15 protein-coding genes are annotated in these 13,767 nt (G+C 72.2%); 6 read left to right on the top strand and 9 right to left on the bottom strand.

Annotated features, from left to right (window positions below):
- Window positions 1–417: 417 nt before the first annotated feature.
- The 3 genes from FF100_RS29925 to hisC form a co-directional block, all read right to left on the bottom strand.
- Complete coding sequence (locus FF100_RS29925) at window positions 418–1,608, bottom strand: patatin-like phospholipase family protein (RefSeq protein ID WP_139039595.1); 1,191 nt, start codon at window positions 1,606–1,608, stop codon at window positions 418–420.
- Window positions 1,609–1,726: 118 nt separating this feature from the next.
- The gene (locus FF100_RS29920; RefSeq protein WP_139039561.1) at window positions 1,727–2,659 is read right to left on the bottom strand and encodes a prephenate/arogenate dehydrogenase family protein; all 933 of its coding nucleotides are present in this window, start codon (window positions 2,657–2,659) and stop codon (window positions 1,727–1,729) included.
- Window positions 2,652–3,767 carry a histidinol-phosphate transaminase gene (gene hisC, locus FF100_RS29915; RefSeq protein WP_139039559.1) on the bottom strand — a complete coding sequence of 372 codons (1,116 nt, stop codon included), beginning with the start codon at window positions 3,765–3,767 and terminating at the stop codon, window positions 2,652–2,654. The genes FF100_RS29920 and hisC overlap by 8 nt, the downstream gene beginning before the upstream one ends.
- Before the next feature lie 255 nt (window positions 3,768–4,022).
- Between hisC and FF100_RS29910 the strand changes: the two genes are divergently transcribed.
- A complete protein-coding gene (locus FF100_RS29910; protein ID WP_139039557.1) occupies window positions 4,023–4,802 on the top strand; it encodes a DUF1499 domain-containing protein in 780 nt (259 codons plus the stop codon).
- A 93-nt stretch (window positions 4,803–4,895) separates the two neighbouring features.
- Here FF100_RS29910 and FF100_RS29905 read toward each other — a convergent pair whose 3' ends face one another.
- The 3 genes from FF100_RS29905 to FF100_RS29900 all read right to left on the bottom strand — a co-directional run bounded on the left by FF100_RS29905 (window position 4,896) and on the right by FF100_RS29900 (window position 7,224).
- Window positions 4,896–5,813 (bottom strand): MBL fold metallo-hydrolase, encoded by a 918-nt coding sequence (locus FF100_RS29905; RefSeq protein WP_139039555.1) that lies wholly within the window; start codon window positions 5,811–5,813, stop codon window positions 4,896–4,898.
- A 94-nt stretch (window positions 5,814–5,907) separates the two neighbouring features.
- Window positions 5,908–6,036, bottom strand: a complete 129-nt coding sequence (locus FF100_RS38445) for a hypothetical protein (protein ID WP_281287339.1) — start codon at window positions 6,034–6,036, stop codon at window positions 5,908–5,910.
- 138 nt (window positions 6,037–6,174) lie between these two features.
- Window positions 6,175–7,224, bottom strand: coding sequence for a DUF2865 domain-containing protein (locus FF100_RS29900; protein ID WP_139039553.1), 1,050 nt, complete (start codon window positions 7,222–7,224; stop codon window positions 6,175–6,177).
- Between the two features lie 244 nt (window positions 7,225–7,468).
- On the opposite strand from FF100_RS29900, the gene FF100_RS29895 reads away from it, so the two are divergent.
- Window positions 7,469–7,810, top strand: coding sequence for a CsbD family protein (locus FF100_RS29895; protein ID WP_139039551.1), 342 nt, complete (start codon window positions 7,469–7,471; stop codon window positions 7,808–7,810).
- 257 nt (window positions 7,811–8,067) lie between these two features.
- Here FF100_RS29895 and FF100_RS29890 read toward each other — a convergent pair whose 3' ends face one another.
- The 3 genes from FF100_RS29890 to FF100_RS29885 all read right to left on the bottom strand — a co-directional run bounded on the left by FF100_RS29890 (window position 8,068) and on the right by FF100_RS29885 (window position 9,402).
- Window positions 8,068–8,790 carry a sigma-70 family RNA polymerase sigma factor gene (locus tag FF100_RS29890; protein WP_139039549.1) on the bottom strand — a complete coding sequence of 241 codons (723 nt, stop codon included), beginning with the start codon at window positions 8,788–8,790 and terminating at the stop codon, window positions 8,068–8,070.
- A gap of 149 nt (window positions 8,791–8,939) precedes the next feature.
- A complete protein-coding gene (locus FF100_RS37380; RefSeq protein ID WP_171070388.1) occupies window positions 8,940–9,077 on the bottom strand; it encodes a hypothetical protein in 138 nt (45 codons plus the stop codon).
- A 49-nt stretch (window positions 9,078–9,126) separates the two neighbouring features.
- A complete protein-coding gene (locus FF100_RS29885; RefSeq protein ID WP_246102538.1) occupies window positions 9,127–9,402 on the bottom strand; it encodes a hypothetical protein in 276 nt (91 codons plus the stop codon).
- 323 nt (window positions 9,403–9,725) lie between these two features.
- Between FF100_RS29885 and pstS the strand changes: the two genes are divergently transcribed.
- The 4 genes from pstS to pstB all read left to right on the top strand — a co-directional run bounded on the left by pstS (window position 9,726) and on the right by pstB (window position 13,708).
- Window positions 9,726–10,763: a phosphate ABC transporter substrate-binding protein PstS gene (gene pstS, locus FF100_RS29880; protein WP_139039547.1), complete on the top strand. Its 1,038-nt coding sequence runs from the start codon at window positions 9,726–9,728 to the stop codon at window positions 10,761–10,763.
- 191 nt (window positions 10,764–10,954) lie between these two features.
- Window positions 10,955–11,929: a phosphate ABC transporter permease subunit PstC gene (pstC, locus tag FF100_RS29875; RefSeq protein ID WP_139039545.1), complete on the top strand. Its 975-nt coding sequence runs from the start codon at window positions 10,955–10,957 to the stop codon at window positions 11,927–11,929.
- A 26-nt stretch (window positions 11,930–11,955) separates the two neighbouring features.
- A complete protein-coding gene (gene pstA / locus FF100_RS29870) occupies window positions 11,956–12,873 on the top strand; it encodes a phosphate ABC transporter permease PstA (protein ID WP_139039543.1) in 918 nt (305 codons plus the stop codon).
- 22 nt (window positions 12,874–12,895) lie between these two features.
- On the top strand, window positions 12,896–13,708 hold the full coding sequence (pstB, locus tag FF100_RS29865; protein WP_139039541.1) for a phosphate ABC transporter ATP-binding protein PstB: 813 nt from the start codon (window positions 12,896–12,898) through the stop codon (window positions 13,706–13,708).
- Window positions 13,709–13,767: the final 59 nt, after the last annotated feature.

Below are 13,767 nucleotides of genomic sequence, written 5' to 3'. Positions count from 1 at the left end.
ACCCGGGACAGGGGTGGGCTTGCGATAGGATCCGGGCCAGACGGAACCGCCCTCCCGTATCGTTTGCCCCGTGCGACGCGATCGGGCGCGGCGCGAGCCTGCGCGGCAGCCAATCGGGCACACTCTTCGTCACGACGGGGCCGGTGAAATTCGCCCGGCCGATGGCGGTGCCGTCCGTGTCGATGAGGTCGTAGGCGGCGCGGAAGCCGGCATCGGCGTGCCGGGTGTCGAGCCAGCGGTGACGAGGGGCGGGCGCGGCGGGCCGCATGGGCAGGGGCGTGAGGGCCCGCTTTGAGCGGGCCGCCAGCCCGACCCTCGCACCTGTCGCCAGCAGCGCCGCAAGGCTGGCCAGGCCGCTGCCCGCAGCCGCGGCCCGCGCTTTCCAGTGATGCCGCCGAAATCCCGTCGCCGGCGCCGTCAGCGCAGCGCCAAGGTCGGCACGGCCGGCTCGCCGTCGCGCGGCAGGGTCGTCTGCCAGACCGCGCCGCTGCTGCCCTTCTGGAAGCCGTCGTCGTAGAGCTTGCGCATGTAGGCGGTATCGAAGCCCTGCGAGGCCGGGACCTCCGGAAGGCGCCGGTCGATATAGGTCAGGTTGAAGCCCATGCCGTTGCGACGGGCGAAGGCGTAGGTGCTGGCCAGCGTCGCCCGGGCGCGGGAGCGCCCGACGGTCGAGAGCGAGCGCACCGCGATCGGCAGGGTGCCGTTCGGCACCAGATCGAAGCTCGGCTCGATGCGGCCGTTGATGATGACGTAGATGTTGGGCTTGCCGCGGCTCGCGGCGATGCGGCCGTCCTGGGTCAGGAAGGCCTCGGGCAGGGTGAAGACCGGGGTCACCACCGAGCCGTCGACATGCATCTCCTGGAAAGCGTGGTTGTCGGCCTGGGCGTCGATCAGCATCGGCGGAAAGACAGCCGGCACGCTGGCCGAGGCGGTCAGCACGTCGCGGAACAGGTCGCGGGCATTCGGCTGCCCGCTCGCCGCGATGGCGCCCATGTCCCAGATCACGGCGCGCTGTGAATCGAGGTTGGTGGTGACGACGAGGAGCCGCCGCCCCTTGCGGTGCTCCTCGGCCACCGCCGCCAGCAGGTCCGGCGTGACGTAGCGCCCGACGAGGTCGCGCAGGCGGGCGTCGCCGAACAGGCCGTCGCCGGTCAGGACGTTGAGCGGGTTGGGCGAGCGCACCAGGGTTGCGGCCTCGCCGCTGGTGTAGATCTCGCGCAGGTACCCGTCATAGGCCGGGCCCAGGAAGGCGAAGGGGGCGATCAGCGCCCCGGTCGAGACGCCCGAGACCATGGTGAAGGTCGGCCGCCGGCCGGTCTGGCTCCAGCCGTTGAGCACGCCGGCGCCGTAGGCGCCGTCGCCGCCGCCGCCCGAGAGGGCGAGGTAGCTGAATGGCTCGCGCGAGGTCTTCACCTGATCGGCCACCGCCGCGAAGCTGCGGGCCGAGCCGTCGGCCCAGAAGCGCACGTCGGGGGCTTGGCCCGGCACGGTGGCGGCGGCGGCCTCGGCCGCCGTGTAGGGCGTGCGCGGCAGCGACGCGCAGGCCGCGGCCTGCGCCCCGATGAGGGCGACCGCGAGGCCGCGGATCCAGTTCGATCGAAGGGACACGGTCACCACACCACGAATCTCGCCACGCCACCTCGCCGGGAGTATCGGACGAAGACGACGAAACGGCAACGCTTATGGCAAAGCTTGAGACGCGGAACGGTTCCCGGTGCCGGGATCGCTATTCGGCGGCCTTCGGCCCGCCGCTGCGGCGGCCGAAATCCGGCTCCGCCGTCTCCTGGCCCATGGCGACGATGCCGCGGCGGATCGCCCGGGTCCGGGTGAACAGGGCGTGCAGCGCCTCGCCGTCGTCCCAGCGGATGGCGCGGGCCAAGGCCGCCAGGTCCTCGTTGAACCGGCCCAGCATCTCCAGCACCGCCTCCTTGTTGGTGAGGAAGATGTCGCGCCACATCGTCGGGTCGGAGGCGGCGATGCGGGTGAAGTCGCGAAAGCCGCCGGCCGAGAACTTGATCACCTCGGACTGGGTCACGGTCTCGAGGTCGGCGGCGGTGCCGACGATGTTGTAGGCGATGAGGTGCGGCACGTGGCTGGTGATCGCCAGGACCAGATCGTGGTGCGCCGGAGTCATGGTCTCGACGACCGAGCCGAGGCCTTCCCAGAACCCCCGCACCCGCGCGACCGCCGCGGGGTCGGTGCCCTCCGGCGGGGTCAGGATGCACCAGCGGCCGTGGAACAGGCTGGCGAAGCCCGCATCCGGCCCCGAATGCTCGGTGCCGGCGACCGGATGGGCGGGGACGAAGCTGACGCCCTCCGGCAGGTGCGGGCTGGCCGCCGCCACCACCGCCGCCTTGACCGAGCCGACATCCGACAGGATCGCGCCGGGCGCCAAGGCCCCGGCGATCTCGGCGGCCACCGCCCCGATGGCGCCGACCGGCACGCACAGGATCACGAGGTCGGCGCCCGCCACGCCCGAGGCGAGGTCGGACGTCACCTCGTCGGCGATGCCGAGCGCCCGCACGCGCGCGGTGACCGCCTCGTCGCGGTCGATGGCGACGATGGTGTCGGCGAGTCCGGCGGCCTTCGCGCCGCGGGCCAGCGACGAGCCGATCAGCCCGAGGCCGACCAGCGCCAGGCGTCGAAACGGCTCAGCCACGCGAGGCGCTCGTCATGAAGTCGGTGAGGGCCGCCACCACCGCCGCGTTGGCCTCGGCGGTGCCGATGGTCATGCGCAGGGCGTTCGGCAGGCCGTAGGCGCCGACCCGACGCAGGATCAGCCCGCGGGCGGTGAGGTAGGCGTCGGCCTCCGCGGCCGTGCGGCCGGCCGTCTCGGGGAAGTGGATCAGCACGAAGTTGCCGACGCTCGGCGTCACGGTGAGGCCGAGGCCTTCGAGCGCCGTCGTGACCTTCGGCAGCCACGCGTCGTTGTGCGCCACCGCCTTCGCGATATGGGCGTCGTCGGCGATCGCGGCGGCACCGGCGGTGATCGCCGCGGCACCCAGGTTGAACGGCCCGCGGATGCGGTTCACGGCATCGGCGATCGCCGCCGGGGCCACCATCCAGCCGATGCGCAGCGCGGCGAGCCCGTACACCTTCGAGAAGGTGCGGGTCATCACGACGTTCTCGGATTCGGCCACCAGCTCCAGGCCGGCGGCGTAGTCGTTGCGCCGGACATACTCGGCATAGGCCGCGTCGAGGACCAGCAGCGTGGTCTTCGGCAGGCCGGCATGGAGGCGGCGTACCTCGTCGAACGGCAGGTAGGTGCCGGTCGGGTTGTTGGGGTTGGCGAGGTAGACGATGCGGGTCTTGTCGGTCACCGCCGCCAGCAGGGCGTCGACATCGGTGGTGCAGTCGCGCTCCGGCGCTACCACCGGCGTGCCGCCCGCCGCCAGGATCGCGATGCGGTAGACCAGGAAGCCGTACTGCGAATACAGGCCCTCGTCGCCCGGGCCCATATAGGCGTAGGTCAGGAGCGAGAGCAGTTCGTCGGAGCCGGCGCCGCAGACGATGCGCTCGGGGTCGAGGCCGTATTTCTGCGCGATCGCCTGGCGCAGCTTGGTGGCGCCGCCGTCCGGGTAGAGCTCGAGATGCGCGGCCGTCTCCTGCATCGCGGCGATCGCCGCCGGGCTCGGGCCCAGCGGCGTCTCGTTGGAGGAGAGCTTGTGCAGCTTCACGCCGGCCGGCGCCGCGCTCTTGCCCGGGACGTAGGCCTCGATCGCGAGGACACCGGGACGCGGGACGGGGCGGAGGGCGGCGGCGGACATGGAGCGAACCTGGGATGGGGAGAACCTGACGCCGTCTAGAGCAAGTCGCGGCCTTTTGGAAACGGCGTCGATCGCGTGGGAGCCTTGCGCGGGGAAGCCCTGCCTTCGGCACGGCGGCGATTCGCCGGTGCGGCGCGAAACGCCCCCGGTAGCGCGGGCGGGCTCGGGGCGGTACATCGGGCAGGACAGGCCGCCCGTCCCGGCGCGGCCGCGACCCGCCGGATTCATGCGCCGCCAACCCCCGATCGTCGCCCCATGCGCCGCCTGATCGTCGAGGAGCCCGTCACCCGGGCGGCGCCCTGGGCGTTGCGCCTCGCCTGGTTCTCCCTCGCGGTGGTCGGGATCGCGCTCCTGCTGGTTCGCGACCCGCGGGCCGAGACCGATGCGGCCCTCGCCGTGCTGGGCTCCGGGGTCGGGGTCGCAGGGCTGGCCGCCCTGCTCGCCGTGGCGGCCTTCGTGCGGATCTGGCGCGAGGGCGCCCGCGGCCTCGGCCTCGCGGTCGGCGGGCTGCTGCTCGCCGCCCTGGTGCTGGCCTACCCGGCCTATATGGCGTTGCGCGGCGCGATGCTGCCGCCGCTCACCGACGTCTCGACCGACATCGAGACTCCGCCGGCCTTCTCGCGCTCCCTGGCCGCCTGGCAGGCCCGCGGCTGGCGGATGCCCCGCGATTCCGGCCCCGCCGCCCGATCCCTGCAGCGCGAGGCGTACCCGCAGATCGCGCCGCTCACCCTCGATCTCGGTCCCGACGAGGCCTTCGCCCTGGCCATGAAGGCGGCGCAGAACCGCAAGTGGCAGGTGGTGGAATCCTACAAGCCCGGCGGCCGGGCCGGGAACGGCCGCATCGAGGCGGTGGTGCGCTCGCGCCTGCTCGGCCTGCCCTACGACGTCACGGTGCGGCTGCATCCGCGCGCCGACGGCACCCGCATCGACGTGCGCTCCGCGACCCGCTTCGGCGACCGCGATTTCGGCCAGAACGCCGATCACATCCGGGCGTATCTGGACGAGATCGGCAACCTGGCGCTGGCGGTGAAGTAGGGACGGCTGCCGGGGCTCGCCCTTGTGCGGGCTCGGAACCAGGGACCGGACGATCCCGGGACGACGGGGAGGCGTCGGGGGCCGTGCAGGCCCTCACGCCACCCGATATTCCGCATCGAGCGCCGGCGGCCCGTCCGTGACGACCCGCCCGCGCTCCACCAGATCCTCCAGATGCGCGAAGACCGAGAGCGCCGCGGCCGGCAGCAGCCTCGGGTCGAGACCGGAATAGAGCGCGGCGACGAGGCCCGGGATCGTGCGCTCGCCGGCCCGCAGGCGCTCCACGATGCCGGTCTCGCGGGCGCGCCGGTGGCTGAGCAGCCCGCGCACGAAGCGCTGCGGATCCCGCACCGGGCCGCCATGGCCGGGCCAGTAGATCGTCTCGGGCCTGCCGCGCAGCCGGTCGAGGGAGGCCATGTAGGGGCCCATCGCGCCGTCGGGCGGGGCCACGATGCTGGTCGACCAGGCCATGACGTGATCGCCTGAGAACAGGGCGTTCTCCTCCGCGAAGGCGAAGGCGAGGTGGTTCATGGTATGGCCGGGGGTGGCCAAGGCCGTCAGGGTCCAGCCCGGCCCCGTCACGCGCTCGCCGTCGGCCAGTTCCCGGTCCGGCCGGTGGTCGGCATCGCCCGCCGCGTCGAGGCGGCCCTGCTCGGCGCCGCGCACCGCGCGGGCCGGCCGGTGCGGACCGCAGCCGACGATCGGCGCCCCGGTCGCGGCACTGAGCGGGCGGGCGCCCGGCGAGTGGTCGCGGTGGGTGTGCGTGACGAGGATCGCGTCGACCGTCTCGCCGTCGAGCGCCGCGAGGAGCGCTGCGCGGTGCTCGGGATGATCCGGCCCGGGATCGATCACCGCGACGCGCCCGTGCCCGACCAGATAGGTGCAGGTGCCGCTCTGGGTGAAGGGCCCGCCATTCGGGCAGACCAGCCGCCGGACCAGCGGCGACACCGCCTCGACCCGGCCGCTCGCCGGGGCCTCGCGCAGGAAGACGGGCGCCGTCTCAGATTCGCTCAACGGACAGGCCTCCGGACGGGGTGCGATACCGGCCCGGGTTAGCGGCCGGGCCCCGCCCTGTCGAGGGTCCGCCGGAGCCGGACGCCCCGGCGCGTCAGCCTGCCATCCAGGCCCAGGCCAGCAATCCGGCGAAGAACAGGCCCGAACTCACGAAGACGGCCGCGACTTCGCGGTAGGGCAGCAGACGATTCTCGAACGCGGGCGACATGGCGGGCGACAGCATGTGAGGGGAGACCGGACGAGGCCGGGAGCGGGATCAGTTTCGTCACGCCGGCCTGTGAATCGCAAGCGCCGCGAGCGCGCAGGACGGTGGAACACCGGCCCTGTCTCCGGTCCGCAACAGGCTCCATCCCCGGGCGGATCAGCGGAACGGGGAGGGCGATACGATCCGGATCGGCAGGAAGCCGGCATCGCTGACGACCTCGACGAATCCCCCCGAATGCGAGGCGTAGCGCAGGCGGCCGGGCTCCCGGCCCTGGGCGGCGAGGGAGCGGCGGAACTCGGCCCGGGCGCGCTCCAGGCGCGACACGTCGAGGGTGCGGTCGAGCTCGCGCTTCGTGCCGGAGGACAGGACCGAGGCGGTCCGGAAGTCGACAAAACGGGCCTCGCCGGCGCGGTCGCGACCGGTGAAGACCTGCCCGCCGGCCCCGCGCGCCACCGCGTCGCCGGGTTGCAGGGTCGCGTCGCGCAGGAGCAGCCGGGCATAGCCGCCCTTGCCCGGATTGCACGAGCAGCTCGACGAGGTCTTCGTCCGGTACGAGAACGCGGCGGCGAGGCTGCGGTAGGGCCGTCCGTCCGCGCTGACCGCCTGTTCGAGCTCCTGGCCCGCCCGCACGGTGTAGAGCGCGGTCTCGGCGCCCGGGCAGGCCGCGGCGCAGGCCTGCGCATGCGCCTGCGGGGCGCGCCGTCCGTCGATATTGGCCAGGGGGAACAGGTAGCCGTCGCAGGTGCGCACGCAGACCGTGCGGTCGTGCTGGCCGATCGCGGCGGGGTCCGCGACCGGCTGCGGGGTCGCCTGCATCCCCGGTTCCTTGACCCGGTCGCGCAGCGCGCGGTCGGCCGTGGGCTTCGGCGGGGCGGCGTGCATGCGCGGGGCCGGGTCGCGCCAGCGCGGCCGCTCGGGCTTGGCCTCGACCTCGGCCCGGGCCGGCCGGCTGATCCAGCGCGCCCGCCGCTCGCGCAGCTCGGCCTCCGGCCGCGGCGCCCGCGCCGGCAGGCCGAGGCTGCGCGGCAGGTCGCCGAGCATGAAATCGAGCACCCCGGCATCGTCCGCGGCATGCACCAGGGTGGTGCCGGCCCCGACGCTCCCGACGCCGAGCAGCGCGCCGAGGGCCAGCGTCCGGGCTATGGCACGCGTCGGGGTGCGCGTCCGGGGACGCCCGGACGGGGTCGCTGTCGAGAGGAAGTTCACGGGGTGCCTCACCAAAGGTTAAGGCCAATTAACGGTTCGCCGCGGACTCGCGCAACTGCGGAGAAGCGCTGAGATAACAGATTCATGACTCGACGCCCGCCCGGGGGTGATTCGGCCTCCGGCGATACTGCATGACTGTAATTCGAGCCGTCGGCGCGGCGGCAGCGAGGCTTTTTGCCCGGCCCGCGCGTTAGCGCCGGAGAAGGCGGCAGCGTCCGGACTGGCCGCCGACACGGAGATCGCGATGGATTCCGACCGAATCACCGGCGCCGGCAAGGAGCTCGGCGGCAAGGTGCAGCAGCGGCTCGGCGAATGGACGGGCGATACCGGCACCCAGGCCCGGGGCCTTGCCGATCAGGCGGCGGGGGCGGCCCGCAGCCTCTACGGTCAGGCCAAGGATGCGGTGCACGATCTCGCCGATGCCGCGCCGGACTACGCCGACCAGGCCCGCGAGACCGGGCGACATTACTACGAGCGCGGCAACCGCGCGGTTTCCCGCCAGGTCGGCGACCGGCACCTGGCCGCCCTGCTGGTCGCGGGCGGCATCGGCTACCTGTTCGGTTGGCTGATCCACGGCCGCCACTGAGGACGGGAGGAGCGCCTTCCGGCGACGGCCTCGGCGCTCCGATCGGTCGAATGCGACGTCGTCCCGGTGCTCGCTGAACGCGAGAACCCGGGATCCATCACCGCGGCGGCGCAGGAACGGGCGGGTCGCGATCCGCGTCGTCCTGAACCGTCGGCGGTGATGGACCCCGGGTTCCGTGATGCGGCCCCAGGACAACGATGGTGGGCGTCAGAGGTGGCGGCGCGACGGGCGGCCCGTCGCCGTCGGACCCGCCCCTGTCAGACGCCTTCGCCCATGGCCGACTGCATCATGCGGTCGCCGGTCAGGTCGTCGTCGCCGTAGCCGAGGAGCTCGGCTAGGCGGTTGCGGGCGCGGTTGACGCGGCTCTTGATCGTGCCGATCGCCACGCCGCAGATGCCCGCGACCTCCTCGTAGGACAGGCCCTCGGCGCCGACCAGGATCAGCGCCTCGCGCTGGTCCGGCGGCAGCTTGGCGAGGCCGGCGCGCAGGTCCTGCACGTCGAGGCGGTGGCCCTGGTCGGGGGCGGTGAACAGGCGCGCGGCGTAGGAGCCGTCCTCGTCCTGGACCTCGCGCATCCGCTTGCGCTGCTCGGAGTAGAAGGCGTTGCGCAGGATGGTGAACAGCCAGGCGTTCAGGTTGGTGCCGGGCTGGAAGCGGTGCTGGTTCTGCCAGGCGCGCAGGATCGTGTCCTGGACGAGGTCGTCGGCGCGGGCGGCATTGTTGGTGAGCGAGAGCGCGAAGGCGCGCAGCGACGACAGGGCGGCCAGCATGCCCTGGCGGAATTCCGGCTCGACCGCACGGCCCTGGGCGGCGAGCGCCGCCTCGAGCTTCTCGATCAGCGCGAGGAAGATCTCCGGGGTCGCGGCGGTCTCGAGGGGCGCGTAGGCCGCACGCAGCTGTCGGCCGAGATGAACCTGGACGGTCTGGGGCAGGCCGGGCTTGGTCTCGGTGCCGGGAAGGGGATTGTCGATAGACGCCATGCGACTCTCACGTTCTGAAGCGGGGAGGGCGGCGGCCAGCGCGGGGACAACAGCCGCGAAGCCGCTCTCTTGGTACTCCGCCGGAGCTTCCTGGGTAGAAAACTGGGGCGCGCCGCGCGTCTGTCGACGCGCGCATCGCCGCGGGCGGATCAGCCGCGGCGCATCCGGACCCGCACGGCGCCCTCGACCGGTCCCTTCACGCGCTGCATCGCCATCGCTCCGTCGCTCCACAGAGGCCGCACGAACGCGGCCGCGCCCGGGCCGGCGGCCGGGGTCGCGGGGGGCAACGGCCTTCGTACGGCCGAGGTTCCCGGAAATGTCGCCGACGCCCGGCCCCTACCAGGTCCGGGCGCCCGGCTGGCTCCGGTACTCGGCGGCGCGGATGCGGGTCATGAGGCGGTCGAGCTCGGCCAGCAGGGTGGTCTCCTCGGCCTGGGCGGAGGCGGCGGCGCCCGGCTCGGCGAGGTAGAGACGCTCCTGCTCGGCGCGGGCGAGCCGCTGCTCCAGCTCCGCCCGTTCCGCATGGAGCGCCATCAGCTCCCGGCGGCCGGGGTCGTCGTCGGGGCCGGGCTTGTCCGGGCGCCCGTCGGTCGTGGTATCGAGAGTGTGCACGGGGCTGCGTCCTGTGACCATCATCGCGGGTCAAATGTCCGGGGCTGTCCCCGGCGATCCTCGCCGTCCCAACGCGCGAGGTGGCGAAACCGTCGCATCCGGGCGGACGCTGTCATCCCAGTGTCATGGGATCGTCATAGGGCCGGCGTCACGCCGGGCGTATCCCTCGCCCGCGCCGGAGGTCCCGGCAACGATCGGGACACAATCCGGCGCAGTCCGGGGAGACCGGTCACGTCCTCATCGGCCGTCGACGCGCAAGGAGCCGGGACCCTCCTCCGGGCCCCCGCGCCCTGCCTGACCGATCCGAACACGGAGAGATACCAGTGAAGCCCTTCTCCTACGCGCTCGCCATCGGGCTCGCGACCGCCCAGATCGCTACCTCGGCGATGGCCCTCGACATCACCGGCGCCGGCGCCACCTTCCCGTTCCCGGTCTACTCGAAGTGGGCCGAGGCCTATCGCAAGGAGACCGGGAACGGCCTCAACTACCAGTCGATCGGCTCAGGCGGCGGCATCAAGCAGATCCAGGCCAAGACCGTCGATTTCGGCGCCACCGACGCGCCCCTGAAGGGCGAGACCCTGGCCAAGGACGGCCTGGTCCAGTTCCCGACCGTGATGGGCGGCGTCGTCCCGGTGGTGAACATCGCGGGCATCAAGCCCGGTGAGGTCAAGCTGACCGGCGAGGTCCTGGCCGAGATCTACCAGGGCAAGATCCGGAAGTGGTCCGACCCGAAGATCGCCAAGCTCAACGAGGGCGTGAAGCTCCCCGACGCCCCGATCACCCCGGTCTACCGGTCGGACGCGTCCGGCACCACCAACATCTTCACCACCTACCTGTCGGACGTGTCGCCGGCCTGGAAGTCCGAGTTCGGCGCCTCGACCACGGTCAGCTGGCCGGCCGGCCAGGGCGGCAAGGGCAACGAGGGCGTCACGGCGGTCGTCAAGCAGGTCCCGAACGCCATCGGCTACGTCGAGTACGCCTATGCCAAGCAGAACAACCTGCCGGTCGCGCTGATCCAGAACAAGGACGGCCAGTACCCGATGCCGGGCGACGAGGCGTTCCAGGCCGCCGCCGCCAACGCCGACTGGAAGGCCGCCCCGGGCTTCGGCATCTCGCTGACCAACCAGGCCGGCGCCAAGGCGTGGCCGATCACCGCCGCGACCTTCATCCTGGTCCACAAGAACCCGGCCGATGCCGCCCGTACCGCCGAGGTGCTGAAGTTCTTCCGCTGGGCCTACAAGAGCGGCGGCCAGATGGCCACCGCCCTCGACTACGTGCCGCTGCCCGCGAAGGTCGTCACCCAGGTCGAGGACGAGTGGAAGACGATCGTCAAGGACGGCAAGCCCGTCCTCGCCAACTGACGCCGCTGCGGAACGCCCGAAACCCGGGAGGGCGGGATCGTCCCGCCCTCCCTCCTCCGCCGGCCCGGATGTCGGGCCCGCGCGGCGCTTGAGCGATGCCGGGATGCCGCCGCCGGCCGGTCGCCGGGGCGCGGCCGACTCGCCTCGATCCGCCGAGCGCGCTAAGGCCGCTCACTCCAAGGGAAACCCGGATGGTCGCGTTGTCTGAGAACGTTGCTTTGGCGGCGAGGCCCGCCGTCGCCCGCCGCAGCCCCAGCCCCCTCGGCGACCGCATCTTCCGCGGTGCCGCCCTCGCCTCGGCGTTGCTGGTGCTCGCGGTGCTGGCCGGCATCCTCGGCTCGATCGCCTATGGCGGCTGGCCGGCCTTCCGGGAATTCGGCCCCGGCTTCCTCGTCTCGAGCGCCTGGAACGTCGGCCGCGAGCAGTACGGCGCCCTGGTGGCCATCATCGGCACCCTGGTCTCGGCGCTGCTCGCCCTCGTCATCGGCGTGCCGATCTCGCTCGGCATCGCGATCTACCTGACCCAGCTCTGCCCCGGCTGGGCCCGCCGCCCGGTCGCGATGACGATCGAGCTGCTCGCCGCCGTGCCGAGCATCATCTACGGCATGTGGGGCCTGTTCGTGTTCGCGCCGCTCTTCGCGCGCTTCGTGCAGATCCCGGTCTCGAACCTCGTCGAGGGGATGCCGATCGTCGGCACCCTGTTCTACGCCCAGGTGCCGTCCGGCGTCGGCGTCCTCACCGCCGGCATCATCCTGGCGATCATGATCGTGCCCTTCGTCGCCTCGATCACCCGCGACATGCTCGACCAGATCCCGACGGTCCTGCGCGAGAGCGCCTACGGCATCGGCTGCACCACCTGGGAGGTCGTGCGCCACGTCCTGATCCCGCAGGCCTCGGTCTCGATCATCGGGGCGATCATGCTGGGCCTCGGCCGGGCGCTCGGCGAGACGATGGCGGTCACCTTCGTGATCGGCAACGCCAACCGCCTCTCGGCCTCGATCTTCGATCCGGGCTCGACCATCGCCTCGCGCATCGCCAACGAGTTCAACGAGGCCGACGGCATGCAGCTCAACGCCCTGATGGCGCTCGGTTGCATCCTGTTCGTCGTCACCTTCATCGTGCTCATCGTCGCCCGGCTGCTGGTGCGCCGCGCGAAGGTGGCCTGACCTTCGCACCCGCAGGACGCCTCCCGATGAACGCCTCCCCCGCCGCGGTCGCAAGGCCGGCCCCGCCCGCCCCCACCCGCACCGCCCCCGCGGAATGGGGCCGGGTCCGCGCCAGCCGGCGCTCGGCCGACAAGCTCCTGATCGTCGCCTGCACGGCCGCCACCGTGCTCGGCGCCGTCGTGCTCGGCTCGATCCTGCTGATGCTCATCATCCAGGGCGTGCAGGGCTTCTCGCCGGCCCTGTTCACCCAGGTCACGCCCGGTCCCGGCTCCGAGGGCGGCGGCATCGCCAACGCGATCCTCGGCAGCCTGGTGATGACGGCGCTCGGCATCGTGGTGGCGACGCCGGTCGGCGTGCTCGCCGGCACCTACCTCGCCGAGTACGGCCGCACCTCGCACCTCGCCAACCTGATCCGCTTCCTCAACGACATCCTGCTCTCGGCGCCCTCGATCCTGATCGGCCTGTTCGTCTACACCCTGATGGTGCGGCCGATGGGCGGCTATTCGGGTTGGGCCGGCGGCGTCGCGCTCGCCATCATCGCCACCCCGGTGATCGTGCGCACCACCGAGGACATGCTGCGCCTGGTGCCCGGCACCCTGCGCGAGGCCGGCGCGGCGCTGGGCGCGCCGACATCGATCGTGATCCGCAGCGTCACCTGGCGGGCGGCGCAGTCGGGCATCGTCACCGGCGTGCTGCTGGCGCTCGCCCGCATCGCCGGCGAGACCGCGCCGCTGCTCTTCACCGCGCTCAACAACAATTCCTGGTTCAGCCCGAACCTGATGGGCGGCGTCGCGAACCTGCCGGTGATGATCTACCAGTTCGCCCTGTCGCCCTACGAGAACTGGCGCCAGCTGGCCTGGGCCGGCGCGCTCCTCATCACCGTCACCATCCTGGGCCTGTCGATCGTGGCCCGCCTCGTCCTGAGCGGCCCGAAGGGGCGCTGATCCGCATCCTGGAGACACACCGATGAGCGCCACCGCCACCGCCGCGCCGGTCGTGGGCCAGAGCACGGCCGACGAATCCGCCGCGATCCGCCTCGCCGTGAAGGACCTCAGCTTCTACTACGGCGACTTCAAGGGCCTGAAGAACATCAACCTCAACTTCCTCGACCGCCAGGTCACGGCGCTGATCGGGCCGTCGGGCTGCGGCAAGTCGACGTTGCTGCGCACCTTCAACCGCATCTACAGCCTCTACCCGGAGCAGCGCGCCGAGGGCGAGATCCTGCTCGACGGCCGCAACATCCTGGATCCCTCGATCGACCTCAACGAGCTGCGCGCCCGGGTCGGCATGGTGTTCCAGAAGCCGACCCCGTTCCCGATGTCGATCTACGACAACATCGCCTTCGGCATCCGGCTCTACGAGCGCCTCGGCAAGGCCGATCTCGACAACCGCGTCGAGGAGGCCCTGCGCAAGGGGGCGCTGTGGGACGAGGTGAAGGACAAGCTGAAGCAATCCGGCATGGGCCTGTCCGGCGGCCAGCAGCAGCGCCTCTGCATCGCCCGCACGGTGGCGCAGCGCCCGGAGGTGATCCTGTTCGACGAGCCGACCTCGGCCCTCGACCCGATCTCGACCGGCCGCATCGAGGAGCTGATCGAGCAGCTGCGGGCTGAGTTCACCATCGCCATCGTCACCCACAACATGCAGCAGGCGGCCCGCATCTCGCAGTTCACCGCCTTCATGTATCTCGGCGAGCTGGTCGAGTACGGTCCGACCAACCGGCTGTTCATGAATCCGACGAAGCGCCAGACCCAGGACTACATCACCGGCCGGTTCGGCTGAGGCGCCACGCCATCGTTCCGCCGGCCCAGGCCTCGCCGGGCCGGCGTCCGCCATACGCT

It is taken from the genome of Methylobacterium terricola, assembly GCF_006151805.1.
In the GTDB taxonomy this organism is placed as follows: domain Bacteria; phylum Pseudomonadota; class Alphaproteobacteria; order Rhizobiales; family Beijerinckiaceae; genus Methylobacterium; species Methylobacterium terricola.
The sequence above is the reverse complement of the archived record's forward strand: the minus strand, read 5'-3'. Positions and strand labels throughout refer to the sequence as shown.

Coding starts and splice junctions, on each gene's coding strand:
- pstC (WP_139039545.1), top strand. CDS start 10,955: ATGGTCGCGTTGTCTGAGAACGTTGCTTTGGCGGCGAGGCCCGCCGTC.
- FF100_RS38445 (WP_281287339.1), bottom strand. CDS start 6,036: ATGCTGTCGCCCGCCATGTCGCCCGCGTTCGAGAATCGTCTGCTGCCC.
- FF100_RS29890 (WP_139039549.1), bottom strand. CDS start 8,790: ATGGCGTCTATCGACAATCCCCTTCCCGGCACCGAGACCAAGCCCGGC.
- hisC (WP_139039559.1), bottom strand. CDS start 3,767: ATGTCCGCCGCCGCCCTCCGCCCCGTCCCGCGTCCCGGTGTCCTCGCG.
- FF100_RS29895 (WP_139039551.1), top strand. CDS start 7,469: ATGGATTCCGACCGAATCACCGGCGCCGGCAAGGAGCTCGGCGGCAAG.
- pstB (WP_139039541.1), top strand. CDS start 12,896: ATGAGCGCCACCGCCACCGCCGCGCCGGTCGTGGGCCAGAGCACGGCC.
- FF100_RS29910 (WP_139039557.1), top strand. CDS start 4,023: ATGCGCCGCCTGATCGTCGAGGAGCCCGTCACCCGGGCGGCGCCCTGG.
- pstA (WP_139039543.1), top strand. CDS start 11,956: ATGAACGCCTCCCCCGCCGCGGTCGCAAGGCCGGCCCCGCCCGCCCCC.